We start from the raw sequence: 21,382 nt of genomic DNA on the forward strand, positions 1-21,382 counted from the left end.
GCAGGATTCCTGATTTATTCTCCATGTCTTTGTGTATATGTAACAAGGCATAAAAAAAGCTGCCCCAAAATGTTTGAGACAGCTTTTTGTTTATTGTTTTGCTTTAAGGATTATTCAGCACGGAGTGTGAAACGCTTGAAAGCAACAACTGTGAGCTCCTTGTCGGCAGCCTGCAGATACTGAGCAACAGTCTGCTTGCTGTCCTGGATGAACTCCTGGTTGAGCAGGCAAGAATCCTTGTAGAACTTAGCCATACGGCCCTTAGCGATGTTCTGAACCATCTGCTCGGGCATGTTGGCAGCCTTCTGCTCAGCTGTTTCTTTCTTTATCTTGCGTATCTCTTCAGCCTGAGCCTCTGTGATGTTGCCTTTAGCAATACCCTCAGCGATGTGCTCCTCGTTCTCAGCGATGTAGAGATTGAAGCCAGCCTTCTTCAGGGCAGCCTCTACAGCCTTGTTGATCTGCTCCTCTTTTGTCTTCTCGATAGCAACAGTCAGCTCAGTGTCTTTAACTTCCTGAGGAACGCTTGCCTCGTCGAGAGCAACAGGGTTCATAGCTGCTACCTGCATAGCAACAGCGTGAGCCTGCTCTTCAGCCGGCTTGTTAGTCTGAACCATTGTGCAGAGCAAGTGCTTGTTCATGTGGTCATAAACAGACACGTTGTCGCCTTCGAGATAGAGATATCCGTCAAGTTCGGTCTTCTCGCCTGTGATACCAGAGCGTGCGATAACCTCGTCCTGAACAGTGCTTCCGTTCAGAGGCAGAGCCTTAACTTCGTCAAGAGTCTTAGCCTTGGCAGCAACGGCAGCATCAAGGATGCTCTGTGTCAGAGCGATGAAGTCTTTACCGTTAGCAACGAAGTCGGTCTCGCACTTCAGGGCTATCATGGCAGAGAAACCATTGTCAGCCTTAACGAGTACACAGCCGTTAGATGTCTCGCGGTCGCTACGTTTAGCAGCGATAGCCTGACCCTTCTCACGGATGATTTGTACTGCCTTGTCAAAGTCGCCTTCAGCGTCTGTGAGGGCTTTTTTGCAATCTGCAAGACCGGCACCGGTCATCTTGCGGATTTTCTGTATATCAGCTATTGATACAGCCATAATTCGTATTTTCTATTTTAAGTTAGTTAAAATCAGATATTAAGCCTCAGCGGGAGCCTCTTCAGCTGTTTCTTCAGCCTTAGCAGCCTCTTCCTCTTTAGCAGGAGCATCCTTGCGAGCCTTGCGTGCGCGCTTCGGTTTGTCCTCTATAGCGTTAGCCTCAGCCTGCTCTTTTGCAGCTTTCTCGTCAGCCTTCTCTACCTTGCGCTCCTCAAGACCCTCTGCGATAGCAGCGCAGCAAGCGTTCAGGATAACCTCAACGCTGTCTTTTGCGTCGTCGTTAGCAGGAATCATGAAGTCAACATCCTTAGGATCAGAGTTGGTGTCAACGATTGCAAATACAGGAATACCCAGGCGGTTAGCCTCTTTAACTGCGATAGCCTCTTTCATAACGTCGATAACGAACAGAGCTGAAGGCAGACGAGTCAGGTCAGCAATAGAGCCGAGGTTCTTCTCGAGCTTAGCGCGCTGACGTGTGATCTGCAGAATCTCACGCTTAGAGAGATTTGAGTAAGTTCCGTCGTTCATCAGTTTGTCGATGTTGGCCATCTTCTTAACAGCCTTGCGGATTGTCGGGAAGTTGGTGAGCATACCGCCCGGCCAGCGCTCGATAACGTAAGGCATGTTTACAGACGCAGCTTTCTCAGCTACAACGTCCTTTGTCTGTTTTTTAGTAGCAACGAACAGGATTTTCTTTCCTGACTTGGCAATCTGCTTCAGTGCGTCTGCAGCCTCGTCAATCTTGGCTACAGTCTTGTGAAGGTCGATGATGTGGATGCCGTTGCGCTCCATGAAGATATAAGGAGCCATTGCGGGGTTCCACTTACGTTTCAGGTGGCCAAAGTGGCAGCCAGCCTGCAATAACATATCAAAATTTGTTCTTGACATTTTCTTTTCTTTTTAATTGTTTTGTTTACTTTCTTTTTAGTTTTGTTAGAACCAACCGACAGGTAACCGCTCTGCGGCATTAGCACCGCGGCATGGCCATGAGCGCTTTCCGATTATCGCCGTTGCGGCGGGTCTTATCGGTTTAGATGCTAAACAATGTTCAGTCGGCAGACTTGGGGCTTCGCCGTACACAAGGTAAATAAAGCCTTGTGACGACGCTTCCACAGGCATGCCTTTATCTTTAGGAACAGTTTCCGCCAGATATTAACGCTTACTGAACTGGAAGCGACGGCGAGCCTTCGGACGACCCGGTTTCTTACGCTCAACGGCACGTGCGTCACGAGTAAGGAATCCGTGATCTTTCAGATTCTTCTTGTCTTCCTCGTTGATCTTAACGAGTGCGCGTGCAATGGCGAGGCGCAGAGCCTGGCTCTGACCTGTGAAACCACCACCATCGAGGTTCACCTTTATATCATATTTCTCAGCTACGTCAAGGAGCTGCAGAGGCTGCTTAACAACATACTGCAGAATAGCTGATGGGAAATATTCTGTAATGTCTTTCTTGTTTATTGTAATTTTGCCTGTACCTTCGCTTACGTAAACACGTGCCACGGCACTTTTACGGCGACCTATTGCATTAACTACTTCCATTATTGCTTAATTATTTATACTGGTTAATATCAATTGCTTTTGGCTGCTGAGCCTGCATATCGTGCTCTGTGCCATCGAATATATAAAGATTGTTCAAGATATGACGTCCGAGACGGCCTTTGGGCAGCATGCCTTTAACTGCGTGACGGATAATCTTGTCTGCACCGTCCTTGCGCTTGCGCAGTTCGGCAGGAGTGTTGAAACGCTGTCCGCCAGGATAACCAGTATAACGGGTGTACACCTTGTCGGTTTCTTTCTTGCCAGTGAATACCACCTTAGCGGCATTGATGATGATAACATTGTCACCACAGTCTACGTGAGGAGTGAAGTTAGGTTTGTACTTTCCACGCAGAATCTTGGCAACCTTAGAGCAAAGACGGCCAACTACCTGGTCTGTGGCGTCGATAACAACCCACTCTTTCTTTGCTGTTTCCTTATTTGCGGAAATAGTTTTGTAACTTAAAGTGTTCATTTTTAATTTTAAAATTACTACTAAAAAACGTTTTTAAATTCATTATTGCTTGAACGGCGATTCACTAACCGTCGCACTCGGCCAAAAGTACGACTATTAACACTCCGTTCCGGGGTTCTAAGAGTTATCCCCTTAATAATCGGACTGCAAAGGTACATATTTTTATTATAACTCGTTCGCAGGGAAGGGCGTTGAATGTGTTGTATTATATTTAATTAACTTAGTTTAACTACCGCCGGGCGGCGTATAGCGTAAAACCTGATGCCTTTTCAGCAGAATAAATGCGGCTCGGCCAAGCAAAAAGTAAAAAAAACTGTGTTTTTTATTTTGCTTTGCTCTCACCTTTCATTATCTTTTCATAAGATAAGATGCGGTTCGGCTAAGCAAAAAGTAAAAAAAACTGTGTTTTTTATTTTGCTTTGCTCTCACCTTTCATTATCTTTGCCGACAGAAAGATAATCAGATTGTGGCGGCAGAATGTGCAGCTTTGGGCTTAGGCGTTGTTTACATGCTGAATATGTAAGCGGCCCTGATGGTGCTGCGGCACTTTAAGCTTCTGCCGGATATCCAAATTTTTAAGACTATTTGTTATGCAGGCAATAATCCTTGCGGCCGGACTTGGGCGCAGACTTGGCGAATACACCAAGAACAACACTAAATGTATGGTAGAGGTCAACGGCGTGAAACTGATTGACCGTATGCTCGGACAGCTTGCGCGTCTTGACTTGCGGCGCGTGGTTATCGTTGTGGGATATAAGGGCAGTGAACTAAAGGCCCATATAGGCAACAGGTACGACGGCAGGCTCAACATAGAGTATGTGGAGAATCCTATATATAACAAGACAAACAATATTTATTCGCTTTCGCTGGCCAAGGAGCAGCTGCAGCAGGACGATACGCTGCTTATAGAGTCCGACCTTATTTTCTCCGACCGCATGCTGCCCATGATATTGAACGACTCGCATCCCAATCTTGCACTTGTGGCTAAATATGAGTCGTGGATGGACGGAACGATGGTAAGGATAGACAAGGAGCGCAATATCGTGAACTTTGTCCCGAAGAAGGCTTTCAGGTTTGAGGATGTCGATGATTACTATAAAACCGTAAACATCTATAAGTTCAGCCGTGAGTTTTCGTGCCGTCAGTATGTTCCTTTCCTCGATGCTTACTGCAAGGCCTTGGGCAACAACGAATATTATGAGCAGGTGCTGCGAGTGATAACGCTGCTCGACAATTCTAACCTTAAGGCGCTTCCTGTTGGAAACGAGAAATGGTATGAGATTGACGACGTGCAGGACCTTGACATTGCCGAGACGCTCTTTGCCGAGGACGAGGAGATGATGCGCCGCTATAACTACCGCTACGGCGGTCATTGGCGCTTCCCGAAGATGCTCGACTTCTGCTATCTTGTCAACCCTTACTTCCCGCCCGAGCAGCTCACCGAGGAGATGAAGGCCAACTTTGACACGCTCATGCGCGAATATCCGTCGGGCATGTATGTCAACTCGCTGCTGGCCGGCAAGTATTTCGGCATCAGGCAGCAGTTTGTTGTCGTGGGCAACGGTGCGGCAGAGCTTATCAAGAGCCTCATGGAGCAGTCGGCAGGACTTACGGGCGTGGTGTTCCCTACGTTTGAGGAATATCCCCACCGCCTCAGTAAGGACGACATCGTGGCGTTTTATCCCGACAACAATGACCTGTCTTATACCGCCGACGACCTTATGCGTTTCTTCGAAGGCAGCGGCATAAAGAGTCTTCTGCTTATCAATCCCGACAATCCTTCAGGCAACTTCATTCCGGCAGACGATGTCCTGCGCCTTAGCCGCTGGTGCGCAGGGCAGGGCATAAGGCTCGTTGTTGACGAGTCGTTTGTCGACTTCAGCGATGACTTTGAGCATAACACGTTGCTGCGCAACTCAACGCTCGAGGACAATCCCCGCCTTGTTGTCATCAAGAGCATATCCAAGTCATACGGTGTGCCGGGTCTTCGCCTTGGCATAATGGCGTCGGCCGACGAGCAGCTTATCAGCCGTGTGAAGAAGGATGTAAGCATCTGGAACATCAATTCGTTTGCCGAGTTCTACATGCAGATATTCAACAAATATCAGGCTGACTACACCCAAGCCTGCCATAAGTTTATTAGCGAACGGGCACGTTTCATGAAGCGCTTGCAGACAGTGTCTTACATGCGTGTACTGCCGTCGCAGGCCAACTATTTCTGCTGTGAGGTGCTTGGCAAGTTCACGTCGCACGAACTGGCAAAGAAGCTCCTGGCGCAGTTTAATATAATGATAAAAGACTGCAACACTAAAACCTTCCTTGAGGGCAAGAACTTTGTCAGGATATCAGTGAGAGACACGGCCGACAACGATAGGCTTGTGGATGCACTGCTGGCTTTAGACAAACAATAACACAACAATACGCACGACATGAAAATATGTATCTGCGGAGGTGGAAACCTCGGACATGTAACAGCCGGATTTATTGCCGCAGCCGGCACCGATGAAGTGAGAATACTTACGCGCCGCCCGGCTCAGTGGGGCGAAACTTTGCTTGTCGACACTCCTGACCGTGGCACGCTCGAGGGCCGTCTGGCCTGCGTGTCGGCAGATGCCGCCGAGGTGGTGCCCGGTGCCGACATCGTTCTGCTCTGCCTTCCCGGCTTTTCAATAGAGTCTACGCTCAGCGAAATATGTCCGCATCTCTCTGCCTCCACGGTTGTGGGCAGCATCGTGTCGAGCACGGGCTTTTATTTCCATGCCAGGCGCCTGCTGCCTTCCGGCACACCTCTTTTCGGCTTTCAGCGCGTGCCCTTCATAGCCCGCACCTCGGAGTATGGCCACAGGGCGTCGCTCCTTGGGTATAAAAAGTCGCTGAGCATGGGCACGGACAACGTGGAGCATCCCGAACAGCTGCGTAGCGACATAGAGCGCCTCATGGCCACTCCGGTAACTCTTCTTGACAATATGTATGAGGTGAGTCTCACCAACAGCAATCCGCTGCTCCATCCCTCGCGCCTTTACAGCATGTGGAAAGACTGGAAGCCGGGTGATGTCTACAGCCGCAACAGCATGTTCTATGAGGAATGGACCGAAGAGGCGGCAGCCATTTATATCGCCATGGACAACGAGCTTAGCCTGCTGCTCCGTGTGCTTCCCGTTTCGCCCGGATGCATACCCGGCGTGCTCGAATATTACGAGAGCACCGACGCCGCCTCTCTTGCGGCAAAGCTGCGCTCCATAGAAGCCTTCAAGGGCATACCGTCGCCAATGAAGAAGGTCGACGGGGGCTATGTTCCCGATTTCTCGAGCAGATATTTCACCGAGGACTTTCCCTACGGACTTGCCATAATACGCAATCTGGCAAAAGAAAAACATATACCTTGTCCGGTTATTGACAAGGTTTACGAGTGGGGAATGAGCAAGATTTTATGACCAGATGTCAGTTGTGACAATACAAGAAAAGCCGGACAATGACCATTGCCCGGCTTTTCTTTTCTCTTATGTCTAAATCGTTTTTTCTTTTTCTTGATGCTATTCGCCGTCTTTCGGCTCGTTGCCGTCGGTCCAGTAAGCCTCGAAGCTGTGGGTTACGCGCTGGTCCACGGGCGGCAGCTTCATATAGTCGCCGTAGGTGCGGCTCAGATAGTCTTTATATCCTGCCATGGTCTTATACATTTTTCCCTCAAACTCAATGTCAACGTCGCCCTCTATGTCCTTTGCTGGCATGCATCCCTTTACCGACGGGCCGGCTTCGGTCATGTTGGCAACGGTGTTTGTAGGCTCCCGTCTTACCACCATGCGCTCAATCATGCCGTTTAGCATGCCCACGGTTACGGGCAGCATCTTGTAGCAATAGTAGGCCAGTGCCGACTTCAGATAGTTTCTCTTTGAAATTTTGCATCGCCTTATCTTATACAGCAGCCGCTTGCGCTTGAATATGCGCTGCCTTTCGGCCTCGTTGTCGCTGACGTAGTCTACTGGGAATATGTCTACGTAAACGCCAATCTGGTATCCTTCTGTTTCTGTCTCAACGAGCAGCGTGCGTGTGTCTACCACCTTCGCGAATGTGTAGAAGTAGTTTTTCTCCTTCTTCGGGTCGAGCACGCGGTAGCGTCCGTCTGCGTCAGTATAGAGCTTCACAAATCTGTCGTAGTCTTTTCTCGGCATATACAGGTCGAGGTCGTCGTCCCATGGTATGTATCCCTTGTGGCGCACGGCTCCTATAAGAGTGCCGCACGACAGAAAATACATTATTCCGTTGGCAGTGCAGAATCTGTGTATGTCGTCGAGTATGCCCGTCTGCACCTTGCGCAGTTCGGCTATGTCGGTAATTCGTTTCATATCTTTTCCGCGTAAATCAGTTTGATGCAAAGGTAATGCTTTTTTATGTTTTTGCCGCATGGCTTTGTAAAAAGTAGCTTAACATGGGCCGTCCTGCCGGGCGTTATGTGCCTGTTGGTGCAGGCGTTGAGGCCTGCATGGCGTCATCAGGTCAGCCGTACACCTTCTCGTAGCTTGTCTGCATCTGTCTTACGCCGAATTTTGCGGCGGCAAAGTCGCGGGCGATGCCTCCTAAGCGGCTCTTGTCTTCCTTTGCCACAATGTCGTTGAATATGTGCATGTAGGCGTCGATGCTGTTGCCGCTCACCTTCAGCGGCCAGTCGTCGGGCAGGGTGTCGCGCAGTCCGGGACAGCTGTTGGCTATCACGGGCAGTGCCTCCATGCTTGCCTCAAGCGACATTATGCTCAGACCTTCAAACACCGACGGCATGAGCAGATAGTCGAACGATGACAGATATGCCGGCAGTCCGTGTATAGGGCCGCGCAGACTTACGTTTGGCAGTCCGCCGAGCTTGCTTTGTACAAAGGCGTGCATGCTGCCGTCGCCCACCACGTGGAAGAAGAAACGGCCGTCGCCGCTCAGTCTGCTGATAATCTCCACGAGCACGTCGATGCCTTTCTGTGGTTCGAGCCGTCCGGCAAACAGGATGTTCTTCTTGCCTTCAACAATTCCGTCAAACGGTTTCTGCGTTGACGGAGCCACACCATTATATATAATAGGTGCAGTTTGGTGATATTCTGCCGTGTAGTTGTCGCGCACGGCTACAGATATGGCTATGTTTGAGTTGTTGCGTATAAAGAATTTTTCCACCTTCATCCCGGTCTTTTTCAGTCCTGTCCACAGCTGTGTGTTGTGTATTGTGCGCACCACCTTGCAGCCTCTGAGCAGCGTCGGGAACATCTTGAAGAACGAATATACGGCAAGGTCGGGCATCTCGGTGTGGCTGTGTATCACGGCAGGGCGGTATCTCAGAAACAGAAAGATAAACCACAGCGGAAAGGTAACTGCGGCGAGACGCTCAAACAGATAATGAAAATGCACCTCTGGCACCAGCCCCCGGTGATATTTTATCCCCGCGTCTTCGAGTTCCTTTATAAACACCTTGGTGAACGCCGAGTGTGCGCGTATCAGTTCCACCACGTGATATTCAAAGCCTTCAGTCTGCGACTTGGCAATGTTCACGGCCACTCTCTCGGCTCCGCCCACATCGAAATGCGACACTATATGAAAAACTCGTTTCTTCTTATTCTGCATATCTGTTTATGGCAAAGTTGTTATATCTGCAAAAATACGAAGAATAATTGAGAATGGAGAATTGAGAATGGAGAAATGAAGTTCGGCGCAAGCCAATTAAGATTTGAGGATTTACATTATAGCTTGTCCGACGGATATGTAGCAACAAGACTATTGTTCCGGCTGATTTGCAATCTGCCGGAATTAAGTATAAGGATTTTTTCAATCCGCTTGCTTCCTATTTATGATTTATAGGTATGAATTTCGGATCACAAATTAGCTTCGCTGACCGTTGGTTCTGATATTTAATGCTGTCGGATAGCATATCCGCCAGAACAATAGCCTTGCTGTTTCTTTACAATTCTGTAGCAACAAGACTAATGTGCCGGCTGATTTGTAATCTGCCGGAATTAAGTATAAGGATTTTTTAATCCGCTTGCTTCCTATTTCTTATTGCATAGGTATGAGTCTCGGATCGCAGATCCTTATATTTGATGCTGTCGGATAGCATATCCGACAGAACATTAGCCTTGTTGCTTCTCCGTGCCGACGGATATGTATCAACAAAGCTAATGTGCCGGCTGATTTGTAATCTGCCGGAATTGAATATAAGGATTTTTCAATCCGCTTGCTTCCTATTTTTTTTATTAATAGGTATGAATTTCGGATCACAGATCCTTATATTTTTTGCTGTCGGATAGCATATCCGCCAGAACAATAGCCTTGTTGCTTCCTACAAGCGGCATATACCAACAAGACTATTGTACCGGCTGATTTGTAATTGTCGTGCAAGCGAGAGCAGAAGCAAATTATATTTGGTTATGCCGAGCGCAGCCGACAATCAATAAAATTAATCTGCCGGAATTAAGTATAAGAACCAACGGTCAGCGAAGCTAATTTTTCAATCCGCTTACTTCCTATTTTTTATTAATAGGTATGAGTCTCGGATCACAGATCCTGATATTCGATGCTGTCGGATAGCATATCCGCCAGAACAATAGCTTTGCTGCTTCCTACAAGCGGCATATACCAACAAGACTAATGTGCCGGCTGATTTGCACGAGTTGTTGAGCGCAGCGAAAAATCTGCCGGAATTGAATATAAGGATTTTTCAATCCGCTTGCTTCCTATTTTTTTGATTAAATAGGTATGAGTCTCGGATCGCAGATCCTTATATTTTTTGCTGTCGGATAGCATATCCGCCAGAACATTAGCTTTGTTGTTTCTCTACAATTTTGCCCACACAACTTTTTATAGCTTGTCCGACGGATAAGCCACGCCCCATTCTTTGCGCAGGCTGTCGAGCAGCTCCATAATGCGTAAGGTTTCTGCGTGCGGCATGTCTTCAGGCTCAATCACGCCTTTGCGTATGGCTTCCATGGCGGCATGCACTTCATATTCATAGCCTGTGATTTGTGGCGGGCAGGTGTATATGCCTGTCTGCTTGTGGTTAGTGTCGTAGACAGTTACCGTGTGCGGATTGTTGATGTTGTCGATAACCATATAGCCTTTATCGCCCGACACCACTCCCATGCGGTCGTTGGCACAGCGTGCTGTGGTCTGCATCACGGCCATCTCTCCTTCGGGATAGATAAAGGTCATGCTGTTCTGCAGGTCAACTCCCAGCTCGTTTTTGCTGCAGCATGACATTATGCGCTCAGGCGAATTTCCAAACAGCATGAAGGCAAGGTTGATGGGGTAGACGCCCAAGTCGAGCAAGGCGCCGCCGCACAGTTCCGGTTTCTTTATGCGTTCTTTGTGCTCTATCGGATAGCCAAGGTTGGCTGTCAGCATATACGGACGGCCAATCAGCTCGCCGCTGTGCGCCATCTTTACTATTTCTTTAGAGAACGGCATGTAGCGTGTCCAGATGGCTTCAGCGAGGAACACTTTGCGTTCACGGGCCAGCGCCACCAGCTCTTCAGCCTGCGCCTTGTTGGCTGTAAATGTCTTTTCGCACAGCACGGCCTTGCCGTTCAGCAGGCACTGGCGCGCCTGCTCATAATGATGCGAATGTGGTGTGGCAATATAAATCAGGTCAACCTGCTCATCCTGTATCAGTTCGTCGTAAGAGCCATAAGCCTTTTCTGCGCCCCATTTGTTCTGAAACTCCCTGGCCTTTTCAATGCTGCGCGATGCTATGGCATAAAGATGTGCTTCCGGCATGCGCCCTACAGTTTCGGCCATTGATGCCGCAATGCTTCCGGCGCCGATGATGCCTACACGAAATATTTGTTCCATATATATACTTGTCTTAAAGTGATGTTGATTGATCGTAAATGCTTGTAATTTAGATGATTGTCGAAAATTTGCCGTGTCCTTATAATGATAAAGAATAAAGAACTGCGAACAACAGTCGCTCTGATTACCGAAAGCAAAGTTATACAATTATTTTGTATTACAGATAGTTTGACTGTTCCGATTTATCAATTCCGCAATTTTTTGATGCAGATGCCGGCGTAAATTTTATGCCTAAAGAACATTGGCCTTGTTGCTTCTCTACAATTCTCGGTATGTATCAACAAGACTAATGTGCCGGCTGATTTGCAATTGTCGTGCAAGCGAGAGCAGAAGCAAATTATATTTGGTTATGTCCGTGCCGACGGATATGTATCAACAACGCTAATGTGCCGGCTGATTTGCAATCTGCCGGAATTGAATATAAGGATTTTCAATCCGCTTGCTTCCTATTGCTAATTTATAGGTATGTTTTTCGGATCACAGATCCTTATACTTTATGCTGTCGGATAGCATATCCGACAGAACAATAGCCTTGCTGTTTCTTTACAATTCTGTAGCAACAAAGCTAATGTGCCGGCTGATTTGCACGAGTTGTTGAGCGTAGCGAAAAATCTGCCGGAATATAGTATAAGGATTTTGTGTTTCGGATCAAAGATCCTTCAATAAATTGATATTGTTTGGTAATTTTATTATATTTGCACTGCGTAAAAATACGCATTCCACTGCGTAAAATGTAAACCGATGTATAAAAGAGCTGAATATCAAATAATTAAGAACAGAGCGAGGTGGTAAAAAAGGAATGGGACGACGATACATTCCATGACCGCGTCTCGGATCACAGATCCTTATATTTTTTGCCGTCGGATAGCATATCCCCCGTGCCGCCGGGTATGTATCAACAAAGCTAATGTGCCGGCTGATTTGTAATCTGCCGGAATTGAGTATAAGGATTTTTCAATCCGCTTGCTTCCTATTTCTTATTGCATAGGTATGAGTCTCGGATCACAGATCCTTATATTTTTTGCTGTCGGATAGCATATCCGCCAGAACATTAGTCTTGTTGTTTCTCTACAAAGAATTTCCAACCACAAAGAACATTAGCCTTATTGCTTTTATGCTACGTGATAAAAAGTAAAAAGTCAGGACAAAAATTTTTTCCAATCTGGAAAACTAATTCGTAACGGATGTTAATTTTAAGCACTTTTAGACCATGTGGTATTAACATTCGTTTATTTTTATGCGCTGTTTCATTCAGAATAACGCCTGTTTTTATGCTCTAAAGCGTTGCTTTTTGTCGTGCAAATGGCACGTTTACGAATCGTAAACGGCCCACTTTTGGATGAAAAGTGGCCGAGTAATATTTTTTAACCATTGCCTTTTTGTTCTGTAATCTTGGTAAAATCCGATATATCAACACTTTACCGAAAATGTCGATTTTGTGCAATTTTTCGCACCAAACCGCGGTTTCGTGATGAGCATGGCAATTCTGGAGAGGTTAAGTTTTAGGAGTTAAAGTAGTTAAAGTCTCGGATCGCAGATCCTTATATTTGATGCTGTCGAATTTTTCGCTGCGCTCAACAACACGTGCATATCCGACAGAACATTAGTCTTGCTGTTTCTCCACAATTCCCTGCAAGCGGCATAATACCAACAAGACTAATGTGCCGGCTGATTTGCAATTGTCGTGCAAGCGAGAGCAGAAGCAAATTATATTTGGTTATGCCGAGCGCAGCCGACAATCAATAAAATTAATCTGCCGGAATAGAATATAAGGATTTTTCAATCCGCTTGCTTCCTATTTATGATTTATAGGTATGAGTTTCGGATCAAAGATCCTGATACTTTATGCTGTCGGATAGCATATCCGACAGAACATTAGTCTTGCTGTTTCGCTGTTTCTTTACAATTCTGTAGCAACAAGAATTATTCACTCTTCACTCTTCGTTCTTCACTTAATTTGTCATATCCGCCAGAACATTACTCTTGTTGTTTCTCAATTGTATCACCACAATGCATATGAATTATTCACGCTGTTTCTCCATAATTCCCTACAAGCGGCATAATACCAACAAGACTAATGTGCCGGCTGATTTGTAATCTGCCGGAACTGAATATAAGGATTTTTTCAATCCGCTTGCTTCCTATTGCTAATTTATAGGTATGTTTTTCGGATCGCAGATCCTGATACTTTATGCTGTCGGATAGCATATCCGACAGAACATTACTCTTGTGGCTCCCAGGCAACGAGGCTTACAAGCAACGATATGTACCAACAAGACTAATGTGCCGGCTGATTTGTAATCTGCCGGAATTGAGTATAAGGATTTTTCAATCCGCTTGCTTCCTATTTATGATTTATAGGTATGAATTTCGGATCGCAGATCCTTATATTTGATGCTGTCGGATAGCATATCCGCCAGAACATTACTCTTGTTGTTTCTCTACAACAATTCCCTACAAAATTTTGTATCACCACAATGCATATGAATTATTCACTCTTCACTCTTCGTTCTTCACTTAATTTGTCATATCCGACAGAACAATAGTCTTGTTGTTTCTCTGCAATTCTCGGTATGTAGCAACAAAGCTAATTTTTAGTAGTTAAAGTAGTTATAGGAGTTAAAGTAGTTAAAGTCAAATGCATTGTAGCCTAAAAAACGGATATGTACCAACAAAGCTAATGTGCCGGCTGATTTGCAATCTGCCGGAATATAGTATAAGGATTTTCAATCCGCTTGCTTCCTATTGCTGATTTATAGGTATGAATTTCGGATCACAAATTAGCTTCGCTGACCGTTGGTTCTTATATTTGATGCTGTCGAATTTTTCGCTGCGCTCAACAACACGTGCATATTCGCCAGAACATTACTCTTGTTGTTTCTCAATTGTATCACCACAATGCATATGAATTATTCACTCTTCACTCTTCGTTCTTCACTTAATTTGTCATATCCGCCATAACATTATCCTTGTTGTTTCTCTACAACAATTCCCTACAAAATTTTGTATCACCACAAAGCATTTCATAATTGGCTTGCGCTGAACTTCACTTCCCAATTTTCACTTCTCAATCCTCAATTTTCACTTCTCAATTTTCAATTATCCCCCCTTTTATCCCCCCAAGGAACACAATAGCAAAAAGTGCTGAAACGTCAAAAAAGTGCTGAAACGTCAAAAATAAAACTGCTAAAACGACAAAAATATGCGATTTTGACAATTAAAACATTTTTTATTAAAAAAAATTATTGAAACATGAATATTTTTACTTACTTTATACACCGAAAATCTAATGCGTATAATCCAGAAATATATAAAGTATGAGCAAAAAAACATTATTATTGACACTTTTTCTATTCATTACGGCAGCGTTTTCGCCTGTTGCAGCACAGGGCAACTCCGGGGCCGACACGGTTTACACGTTCCGCTTCTTGCCTCAGAAGGATATGTTCTATGTGCCTATGTATGACAACGAAAACGAACTGGCGCGCCTGCTCGACTGCATCGACCGGCTCATGCCTGGAATAACCGACGGCACAGTGCCTGTCTATGTCGACGGATACTGTAGCTCCATGGGCAGCGAAAAAGAAAACCTCGCCACAGCTGCCATACGTTCAAACCGTGTGAAGTCAGAACTTATAATAAGGAGAAACCTTACTGAAGACTGCTTCGTCACAGCCAACCATCCCACTGACGGCGACTATGTGGTGGTGAGAGTGAAAGTCCCCACCAACCTCTCCCGTGTGGATGAGGCTATGGATGTCAAAGCCTCAGATGATACTGATGTCAAAGTCTCAGATGATACTGTCGGCAAGGTCTCAGATGATACTGCCGGCAAAGCCTCAGACAACTCCCAAGCGGAATCAGAAGGCTTGAGCCTCCCCCATCGGGGGGAGGTTGGAGGGGGCTTCGCCTTCCGCTTCAACCTGCTGCGCTGGGCCACGCTTACGCCCGACCTCGGCATCGAGTGGCGCATCAGCCCGTCGTGGGGCTTACTGGTCAACGGCTCATGGACATCATGGAGCTGGAACGACAAAGACCGCCGCTACGCTCTGTGGGAGGTTATGCCCGAGGTGCGCTATTATATAGGCAGCAGCAAGGCATGGTATCTGGGTGCGATGTTCAAGACCGGACAGTTCAACTACAAGTTCTCCGAAGCAGGCAAGCAGGGCGACCTGATGGGTGGTGGCATCACCGCCGGCTATCAGCTGCGGCTGAACAAGGCACTGACTCTTGATTTCAACCTCGGCTTGGGCTACCTGAATGCCGATTTCGAAAAATATGAAGTCATCGATGGTGTGCGCGTGCGCTGTGGCAACGAGACAAAAAATTGGTGTGGCCCCATCAACGCCGGTGTGACATTGGTATGGAAGTTATTCTAATACGGAGGAATAGAGTATGAAAGCAAGACAATATATAAATATGGTAGGAATGACAGCCGCCGTGCTGCTATCTTCCTGCGTGAAGGACACGCTTTATGACACGCCGCATCCCGACTATGGGAAAATTGCGGTGACAGCCGACTGGTCGGCCTGCGGTGAGGGTATCAACATACCTGCCACGTGGACGGTCACCATGGGCGACTATACGGGTACGGAGACTTCCGCCACCCATGCCCCCGACCATCTGTTTGCTCCGGGCAGCTACACCCTTGCGGTGTGGAACCCAGCTGAAGGAATCACGGTAAATGGTACCACCGCCACCATTGCCGCAGCCACGGGAAACCGGGCAGGCACGGATGCCTTTGTGAACAATGCCCCTGGATGGTTCTTCACCTATACGAAACAGGTGAGCATCGAGAAAGACAAGGACTATCCGCTGACCGCCGCAATGAAGCAGCAGGTACGCGAACTGACGCTTGTCGTCAAACCGACGGGTGATGCCGCCGGACGCATCACGGAGATTGTTGCTTATCTGACGGGTGCAGCCAGAACACTCGATTTCGCTACCGATACCTACGGAGCCGCTTCAAACGTCGTGCTGCCCTTCACCAAGATAACCGAAGGTGACGATGCCGGCAAGTGGAAAGCCACGGTGCGGTTGCTGGGTGTGACCGGCACGGAACAACTGCTGACGGCTGAAATCCGCTATGCGGACGGCAACCCGAGCCCCACCACGTTGAAAAGCGACCTCACAGAAGCTCTCAAGGAGTTCAACACCAGAAAGGGCAAATCGCTGACCCTCGGCGGAACGCTGGTTGAGACTCCCGAAGGCATGGAAGTGGACGGAGCCGAAATCAACGGCTGGGAAGAAGTGAAAGGTGATGATGTAAATGCTGATTTGTAAATAATAAAATTATAGATATAATGAAGACAAGATTTTTTACACTTGCAGCGCTCGCCCTCGCACTGGTAGCCTGCAACAACGACAACGAGAACCTGAACGGTGACCCCGTGGCCGCCCAGTTTACCGCAAACATCGCCCCCGCCACCCGCGCCAGCGGAACCACCTGGACTGCCGGCGACCGTATCGGCATCACCGACATCGGCAACGATTCCCAGTACGGCAACGTGCCTTTCATCCTGAAAAACGGGAAATTTGAGGCAGAAGGAAAGGTTATCTATATCGAAGATGCAAAGACCCATACTTTCCGCGCCTACTATCCGTACAACGCGGCGGGAGGCATCCTCACAGCCACGACCGATGCCACGGCGCAGCAAAACCAGCCTGCCATCGACTTCCTCTTTGCTTCAGGAGCCACGGGAGACAAAAACAACCCGGTAGTAAGCTTCACCGACAAAACCGCCAAAGGCGGTGAAGACAACTCCTTCCACCACCGCATGAGCCAGATAACCCTTACCTTCGAGGCGGGCGACGGCGTGAATTTCAGCGTGGTCAAGCCTGAACGTTACACGCTAGACGGATTGTTACTCACCGGTACGTTCAACACGGCCGACGGTATTGCCACCGCAGACAACGGAGTACAGACCGGAGAACTGACCATGAATCTGGCAGACGGCAATCTCACGTCATCGATCATCCTCTTCCCGCAGACAGTTGCATCCCTGCCGTTGGTTGTGAATTACAAAGGTCAGGAATATCATGCCACACTCACCATGCCCGAAGGCGCACTGCTGGCGGGCAACAACTATACCTATACCGTCAAGGTACGCAACAAAGTCCTTGAAGTCAGCGAAGCCACCATTGCAAAGTGGAACGATATAGACGGTGGAGATGTGGGTGCTGGCCTGTAGGATTTTAATAATTAATCGATTAGAATGAAGAATTATGAGACATAGATTATATATCCCCGCAGCCACCGCACTGCTGTTCGCCCTCGCCGCCTGCACGCAGGACGAACTTGCTGGCGATAACCGTCTGCCCGAAGGTGAATACCCCGTCGTCATCCGTGCCACCGGATTGTCCGTAGAAGCAACGCCGCTGGCAGCCCCTTCCACCCGTGCCTCTGTGGACGGCGACTGGCAGGGCGTCACTTCCGTGGCACTCAAGATGGGCGATGCGGTAAAGGAATACACCGTAACGGCTTCTACCGATTTCAAGAGTGCCACGCTTTCACGCGAGAACGACCCGTACTACTGGACCAGCCGCGACCCGATTACCGTATCGGCATGGTGGCCCTTCGACAATGCCGACATCACACAGATGCCTGCCGTGAAGGTGGCAGAAGACCAAAGCAAACTGGCTGACTTCCAGAACAGCGACTTCATCTCTGCTGAGAACCGGAAGGTGGAATTTAACAACCCGACTCTTGAATTTACCCACCGCACGGCACGCATGACTATCGAACTGAAGCCCGGCACGGGATTCACGAGCGTCACCGGTGCCACGGTGAGCCTCGTGAGCCTGTCCGCTGATAACGGCAACCCGACCGCCATCAAGACCTACAACGCAAGCGGCAACACCTACGAGGCACTGACCGCCCCGCAGACCGTTGCGGCAGGCAAGCCGTTCGTCAAGGTGGAACTCGGCGGCGGCACCTTCTACTTCCGCCCGCAGAACGACGTCGTATTAGAGGCTGGCAACCGCTATAAATATACCGTTAAGGTGAACGCCACCGGCTTGACGTTAGAGGGTTGCACCATCGGTAGCTGGACTGACGGCGGCGAGAGCGGCGCGGCTGAGGATTTGGGCTACATCTACGACAGCAACACCAATACCTACACGGTCTATAACGCTGACGGCCTGCTGGCATGGAACAAAGCCATACAAAAAGACGAATCGATAAATTGCACCCTCACCGCCGACATCGACCTGACGGGTAAGAAATGGACACGTTTAGACACATGGCCAGGCTACTCCGGCGTCTTTAATGGACAGGGACACCGCATTACGGGATTAAACTTTTCAGCAGCGAGTTTTGGACTTTTTTATTTTTTAAATGTAAGTGGAGTGATAAAGAACCTACAACTCATAGATGTGAATCTGGATGGCAGTAGTGGAGGAGCTGCTGGAATGGTGGACCGAAATCATGGCCAAATCATTGCCTGCTCTGTGACGGGAAAACTTACTGTACATAGTGGTGGTATAACCAATGCAAATTATGGCGATATCATCGCTTGCTGGTTCGACGGCACATTGATAGATGAGTCTGGCTGTGGAACTCTAGTGCGTTTCAACTACAAGAATATAACTTCCTGTTATTGGGGAGGCAATGCCGGGCAAGGAGTACTCCGTAATGAAGGAGGAACGGTAGTTGCCACGAAGGTGGACGGCGCGACCGTGAAATGGCAGACAGCCGTCGACGGCATGAACCCCGCCCTCACCGGTAACGACTACCAGTGGGCACTCGGCACCGACGGCCTGCCCGTACTGAAAAGAAACAATAACAACCCCTAAACAACACGCATCATGAAACGAACAAACATCCATATATTCGCAGCCATCGCCCTGCTGTTCGCCCTTGCCGCCTGCACGCAGGACGAAGCGGGCTTCCTACCGGAAGGGGCGGAAGGCACACCCATCGTCTTCACCGCCACGGGGCTGAACCCCGCCGCGACAGCCACCGCCGGCACCCGTGCCCCAGCGGATGGCAATTGGACGGGTGTGCAGAGCGTGGCAGTTCTGATGGACGGCACGGTGAAGACGTACAACGTGACGCCCTCCACCGCCGACCCCACCAGCGCCACACTGACCTCCACCGACCCGTACTACTGGACCAACCACAACGACATCACCGTCACGGCGTGGTGGCCCTACACCGAGGGCGAGACAACTCCACCTGCGGTAAAGGTAAAAGCCAACCAAAGTGCCCAGAAAGACTTTGAGGGCAGTGACCTCATCGTAGCCGACGGACAGACGGTGACTTACGGTAGCCCCACGCTCCGCTTCACCCACCGCACGGCGCGGGTGACCATCGTTCTGACGGACTACACCGAGGGACTGGCATCCGTGCGGCTGACGGGCCTCTCCACCGAAGGCGACAACCCTGCCGAAATCACCCCGTATGACAAGGGCAGCAACACCTACACCGCCCTCGTAGCCCCGCAAAGTGTGGCAGCTGGCACGGCCTTCATTACCTGCACCTTCACCAACGGCAAAACCTTCGTTTATAAGATGAAGAATGCTACCGACTGGCAGGCGGGCGGTGAATATACCTACACCGTCTCCCTCGCTGCGGCAAAAGACCTGGGCTATACCATAGAGAGCAACGGCAGCTACACCGTGACCTCCGCCGATGGTCTGATGAATATAGCCGAATTAGTGAACGGAGGTAAGAGCGACATTAACATTACCCTCACCGCCGACATTGACCTCACAGGCAAAGACTGGACACCGATAGGCACAGACTACGACAACTCATACAAAGGCACCTTCGACGGTGGCGGCCATACCATTACGGGGCTGACCTTTACGACAAATGACGAATATGCGGGTCTGTTCGGCTGGCTCAATAGAGCTGGTACGGTGAAGAACGTGGTGATGGAGGGCGTACAGATAACAAGCAATCAAATATATGGCGGCAGTATTGGTGGCGTGGTAGGATCTAGCTGGGGCACCATTGAAAACTGCTCGGTGTCGGGCAACGTCAGCGGCACGGTGTATGTCGGCGGTGTGGTGGGTGTTCAAATAGGCGGTTCCATCACCGGATGCAGTTCCTCTGCCACAGTGAAGGGAACGGTCGATGTCGGCGGCGTGGCAGGTCAGACGAATTCGAGTGCCACCCTGACCGCTTGCTATGCCACGGGCAACGTGATCATAGAAATAAACCCCAAAAAGAATATCGCTGGCGGCAGTCTGGTGGGAATGAACGCAGGAAGCAGCCTCCTTGCCTGCTATGCCACGGGCAACGTAACCAGTACGGGTAGTAGCACCGGCAAAGTACATATCGGCGGCTTTTTGGGAAATAACTACACCACCGTGACCGCCTGCTATTGGAAGAACAATCATGAACAAGGCATCGGCTACAATAAAGAAAACATCGTCCCCGAAGCCACGAAGGTGGACGGCACTTACGTTACCTGGCAGAAAGCCGTTGATGCCATGAACACCGCCTTGCAGAACGCAGGCTCAGAGTGGCGTTACGAACTTAACGGAGCATTGCCTACCTTGAGGAAGCAGTAAACGTCGGGCGGAAAAAGTTCCGCCCGCAACGGAAAGAACCGAAGTATAACCCCAATAAAGAAAGGAGGACGTGATGGAACACACGGAGAATCCACCATATAGGTTTTGACATCAAGGCATTGTCAATAATAATATAGACTCCAGTGTAAATATGGAAGCTGTAAGCCGGACATTGTCAAGATTGGTGCTCATTAAAGACAACAAATCAAGTAATTAAATTAAAAACATGGGACTTTTTCACAGAGGCAAGAAAAATAATGACGATGAGCCGGACAGTGTTCAAACCAATTCATTCTCTGATATTATGAATGGTTTGCAGTACGCCGTAAACTGTGCACAAGATACATTACAGAATCATCAGATATCCCGTGCCGACGGATATGTACCAACAAGACTAATGTACCGGCTGATTTGCAATCTGCCGGAATATAATATAAGGATTTCCCGTGCCGACGGATATGTAGCAACAAGACTAATGTGCCGGCTGATTTGCAATCTGCCGGAATTGAGTATAAGGATTTTCAATCCGCTTACTTCCTATTTTTTGATTTATAGGTATGTTTTTCGGATCGCAGATCCTTATATTCGATACAGCCGGATAGCATATCCGGCAGAACATTAGCCCCCGTGCCGACGGATATGTAGCAACAAGACTAATGTGCCGGCTGATTTGTAATCTGCCGGAATATAATATAAGGATTTGCCCGTGCCGACGGATATGTAGCAACGACGCTATTGTGCCTTCCCGTGCCGACAGATATGTAGCAACAAGACTAATGTGCCGGCTGATTTGCAATCTGCCGGAATATAATATAAGGATTTTCAATCCGCTTACTTCCTATTTTTTGATTAATAGGTATGAGTCTCGGATCAAAGATCCTGATATTTTTTGCTGTCGGATTGCAAATCCGACAGAACAATAGCCTTGTGGCTC

The 21,382-nt window shown here is 48.5% G+C and carries 14 protein-coding genes; 7 read left to right on the plus strand and 7 right to left on the minus strand.

All coding sequences use genetic code 11. The annotated features are described in order from the left end of the window. Positions 1-110: 110 nt before the first annotated feature. From tsf to rplM, 4 genes are all read right to left on the minus strand, one after another. Entirely contained in the window at positions 111-1,100 is a 990-nt protein-coding gene (gene tsf, locus ACZMIG_RS05020) for a translation elongation factor Ts (protein ID WP_021855734.1), read from the minus strand. 39 nt (positions 1,101-1,139) lie between these two features. Further along, positions 1,140-1,988, minus strand: a complete 849-nt coding sequence (rpsB, locus tag ACZMIG_RS05025) for a 30S ribosomal protein S2 (RefSeq protein ID WP_021855733.1) — start codon at positions 1,986-1,988, stop codon at positions 1,140-1,142. A 264-nt stretch (positions 1,989-2,252) separates the two neighbouring features. Beyond that, entirely contained in the window at positions 2,253-2,639 is a 387-nt protein-coding gene (gene rpsI / locus ACZMIG_RS05030; RefSeq protein ID WP_021855732.1) for a 30S ribosomal protein S9, read from the minus strand. A gap of 10 nt (positions 2,640-2,649) precedes the next feature. Further along, positions 2,650-3,111 carry a 50S ribosomal protein L13 gene (gene rplM / locus ACZMIG_RS05035; RefSeq protein WP_021855731.1) on the minus strand — a complete coding sequence of 154 codons (462 nt, stop codon included), beginning with the start codon at positions 3,109-3,111 and terminating at the stop codon, positions 2,650-2,652. Positions 3,112-3,701: 590 nt separating this feature from the next. On the opposite strand from rplM, the gene ACZMIG_RS05040 reads away from it, so the two are divergent. Both ACZMIG_RS05040 and ACZMIG_RS05045 read left to right on the plus strand, forming a co-directional pair. Beyond that, the gene (locus tag ACZMIG_RS05040; protein WP_487889182.1) at positions 3,702-5,522 is read left to right on the plus strand and encodes an aminotransferase class I/II-fold pyridoxal phosphate-dependent enzyme; all 1,821 of its coding nucleotides are present in this window, start codon (positions 3,702-3,704) and stop codon (positions 5,520-5,522) included. Between the two features lie 18 nt (positions 5,523-5,540). Next, complete coding sequence (locus ACZMIG_RS05045) at positions 5,541-6,545, plus strand: NAD/NADP octopine/nopaline dehydrogenase family protein (protein WP_487889183.1); 1,005 nt, start codon at positions 5,541-5,543, stop codon at positions 6,543-6,545. 99 nt (positions 6,546-6,644) lie between these two features. Here the strand turns inward: ACZMIG_RS05045 and ACZMIG_RS05050 are convergent, their stop codons facing one another. The 3 genes from ACZMIG_RS05050 to ACZMIG_RS05060 form a co-directional block, all read right to left on the minus strand. After that, positions 6,645-7,454, minus strand: a complete 810-nt coding sequence (locus tag ACZMIG_RS05050) for a LicD family protein (RefSeq protein ID WP_487889184.1) — start codon at positions 7,452-7,454, stop codon at positions 6,645-6,647. Between the two features lie 151 nt (positions 7,455-7,605). After that, on the minus strand, positions 7,606-8,709 hold the full coding sequence (locus ACZMIG_RS05055; protein WP_487889185.1) for a glycosyltransferase: 1,104 nt from the start codon (positions 8,707-8,709) through the stop codon (positions 7,606-7,608). 1,230 nt (positions 8,710-9,939) lie between these two features. Then, positions 9,940-10,929 carry a Gfo/Idh/MocA family protein gene (locus tag ACZMIG_RS05060; RefSeq protein ID WP_482692776.1) on the minus strand — a complete coding sequence of 330 codons (990 nt, stop codon included), beginning with the start codon at positions 10,927-10,929 and terminating at the stop codon, positions 9,940-9,942. A gap of 3,317 nt (positions 10,930-14,246) precedes the next feature. On the opposite strand from ACZMIG_RS05060, the gene ACZMIG_RS05065 reads away from it, so the two are divergent. From ACZMIG_RS05065 to ACZMIG_RS05085, 5 genes are read left to right on the plus strand one after another with little or no spacing between them, the layout of a single operon-like run. Continuing rightward, entirely contained in the window at positions 14,247-15,308 is a 1,062-nt protein-coding gene (locus ACZMIG_RS05065; protein ID WP_487889186.1) for a DUF3575 domain-containing protein, read from the plus strand. A 16-nt stretch (positions 15,309-15,324) separates the two neighbouring features. Further along, the gene (locus tag ACZMIG_RS05070; protein ID WP_349046080.1) at positions 15,325-16,212 is read left to right on the plus strand and encodes a FimB/Mfa2 family fimbrial subunit; all 888 of its coding nucleotides are present in this window, start codon (positions 15,325-15,327) and stop codon (positions 16,210-16,212) included. A 20-nt stretch (positions 16,213-16,232) separates the two neighbouring features. Continuing rightward, positions 16,233-17,120, plus strand: coding sequence for a fimbrillin family protein (locus ACZMIG_RS05075; protein WP_487889187.1), 888 nt, complete (start codon positions 16,233-16,235; stop codon positions 17,118-17,120). 34 nt (positions 17,121-17,154) lie between these two features. Beyond that, complete coding sequence (locus tag ACZMIG_RS05080) at positions 17,155-18,723, plus strand: fimbrillin family protein (RefSeq protein WP_487889188.1); 1,569 nt, start codon at positions 17,155-17,157, stop codon at positions 18,721-18,723. A 12-nt stretch (positions 18,724-18,735) separates the two neighbouring features. Next, positions 18,736-20,448 (plus strand): fimbrillin family protein, encoded by a 1,713-nt coding sequence (locus ACZMIG_RS05085; RefSeq protein WP_487889189.1) that lies wholly within the window; start codon positions 18,736-18,738, stop codon positions 20,446-20,448. Positions 20,449-21,382: the final 934 nt, after the last annotated feature.

This window comes from Xylanibacter sp., from assembly GCF_057607445.1.

Excerpts from the sequence above, each read along its gene's own strand:
- tsf (WP_021855734.1), bottom strand. The coding sequence starts at position 1,100 with ATGGCTGTATCAATAGCTGATATACAGAAAATCCGCAAGATGACCGGT.
- rplM (WP_021855731.1), bottom strand. The coding sequence starts at position 3,111 with ATGAACACTTTAAGTTACAAAACTATTTCCGCAAATAAGGAAACAGCA.
- ACZMIG_RS05060 (WP_482692776.1), bottom strand. The coding sequence starts at position 10,929 with ATGGAACAAATATTTCGTGTAGGCATCATCGGCGCCGGAAGCATTGCG.
- ACZMIG_RS05045 (WP_487889183.1), top strand. The coding sequence starts at position 5,541 with ATGAAAATATGTATCTGCGGAGGTGGAAACCTCGGACATGTAACAGCC.
- rpsI (WP_021855732.1), bottom strand. The coding sequence starts at position 2,639 with ATGGAAGTAGTTAATGCAATAGGTCGCCGTAAAAGTGCCGTGGCACGT.
- ACZMIG_RS05040 (WP_487889182.1), top strand. The coding sequence starts at position 3,702 with ATGCAGGCAATAATCCTTGCGGCCGGACTTGGGCGCAGACTTGGCGAA.
- ACZMIG_RS05080 (WP_487889188.1), top strand. The coding sequence starts at position 17,155 with ATGAGACATAGATTATATATCCCCGCAGCCACCGCACTGCTGTTCGCC.
- rpsB (WP_021855733.1), bottom strand. The coding sequence starts at position 1,988 with ATGTCAAGAACAAATTTTGATATGTTATTGCAGGCTGGCTGCCACTTT.
- ACZMIG_RS05085 (WP_487889189.1), top strand. The coding sequence starts at position 18,736 with ATGAAACGAACAAACATCCATATATTCGCAGCCATCGCCCTGCTGTTC.
- ACZMIG_RS05075 (WP_487889187.1), top strand. The coding sequence starts at position 16,233 with ATGAAGACAAGATTTTTTACACTTGCAGCGCTCGCCCTCGCACTGGTA.
- ACZMIG_RS05065 (WP_487889186.1), top strand. The coding sequence starts at position 14,247 with ATGAGCAAAAAAACATTATTATTGACACTTTTTCTATTCATTACGGCA.
- ACZMIG_RS05070 (WP_349046080.1), top strand. The coding sequence starts at position 15,325 with ATGAAAGCAAGACAATATATAAATATGGTAGGAATGACAGCCGCCGTG.
- ACZMIG_RS05055 (WP_487889185.1), bottom strand. The coding sequence starts at position 8,709 with ATGCAGAATAAGAAGAAACGAGTTTTTCATATAGTGTCGCATTTCGAT.
- ACZMIG_RS05050 (WP_487889184.1), bottom strand. The coding sequence starts at position 7,454 with ATGAAACGAATTACCGACATAGCCGAACTGCGCAAGGTGCAGACGGGC.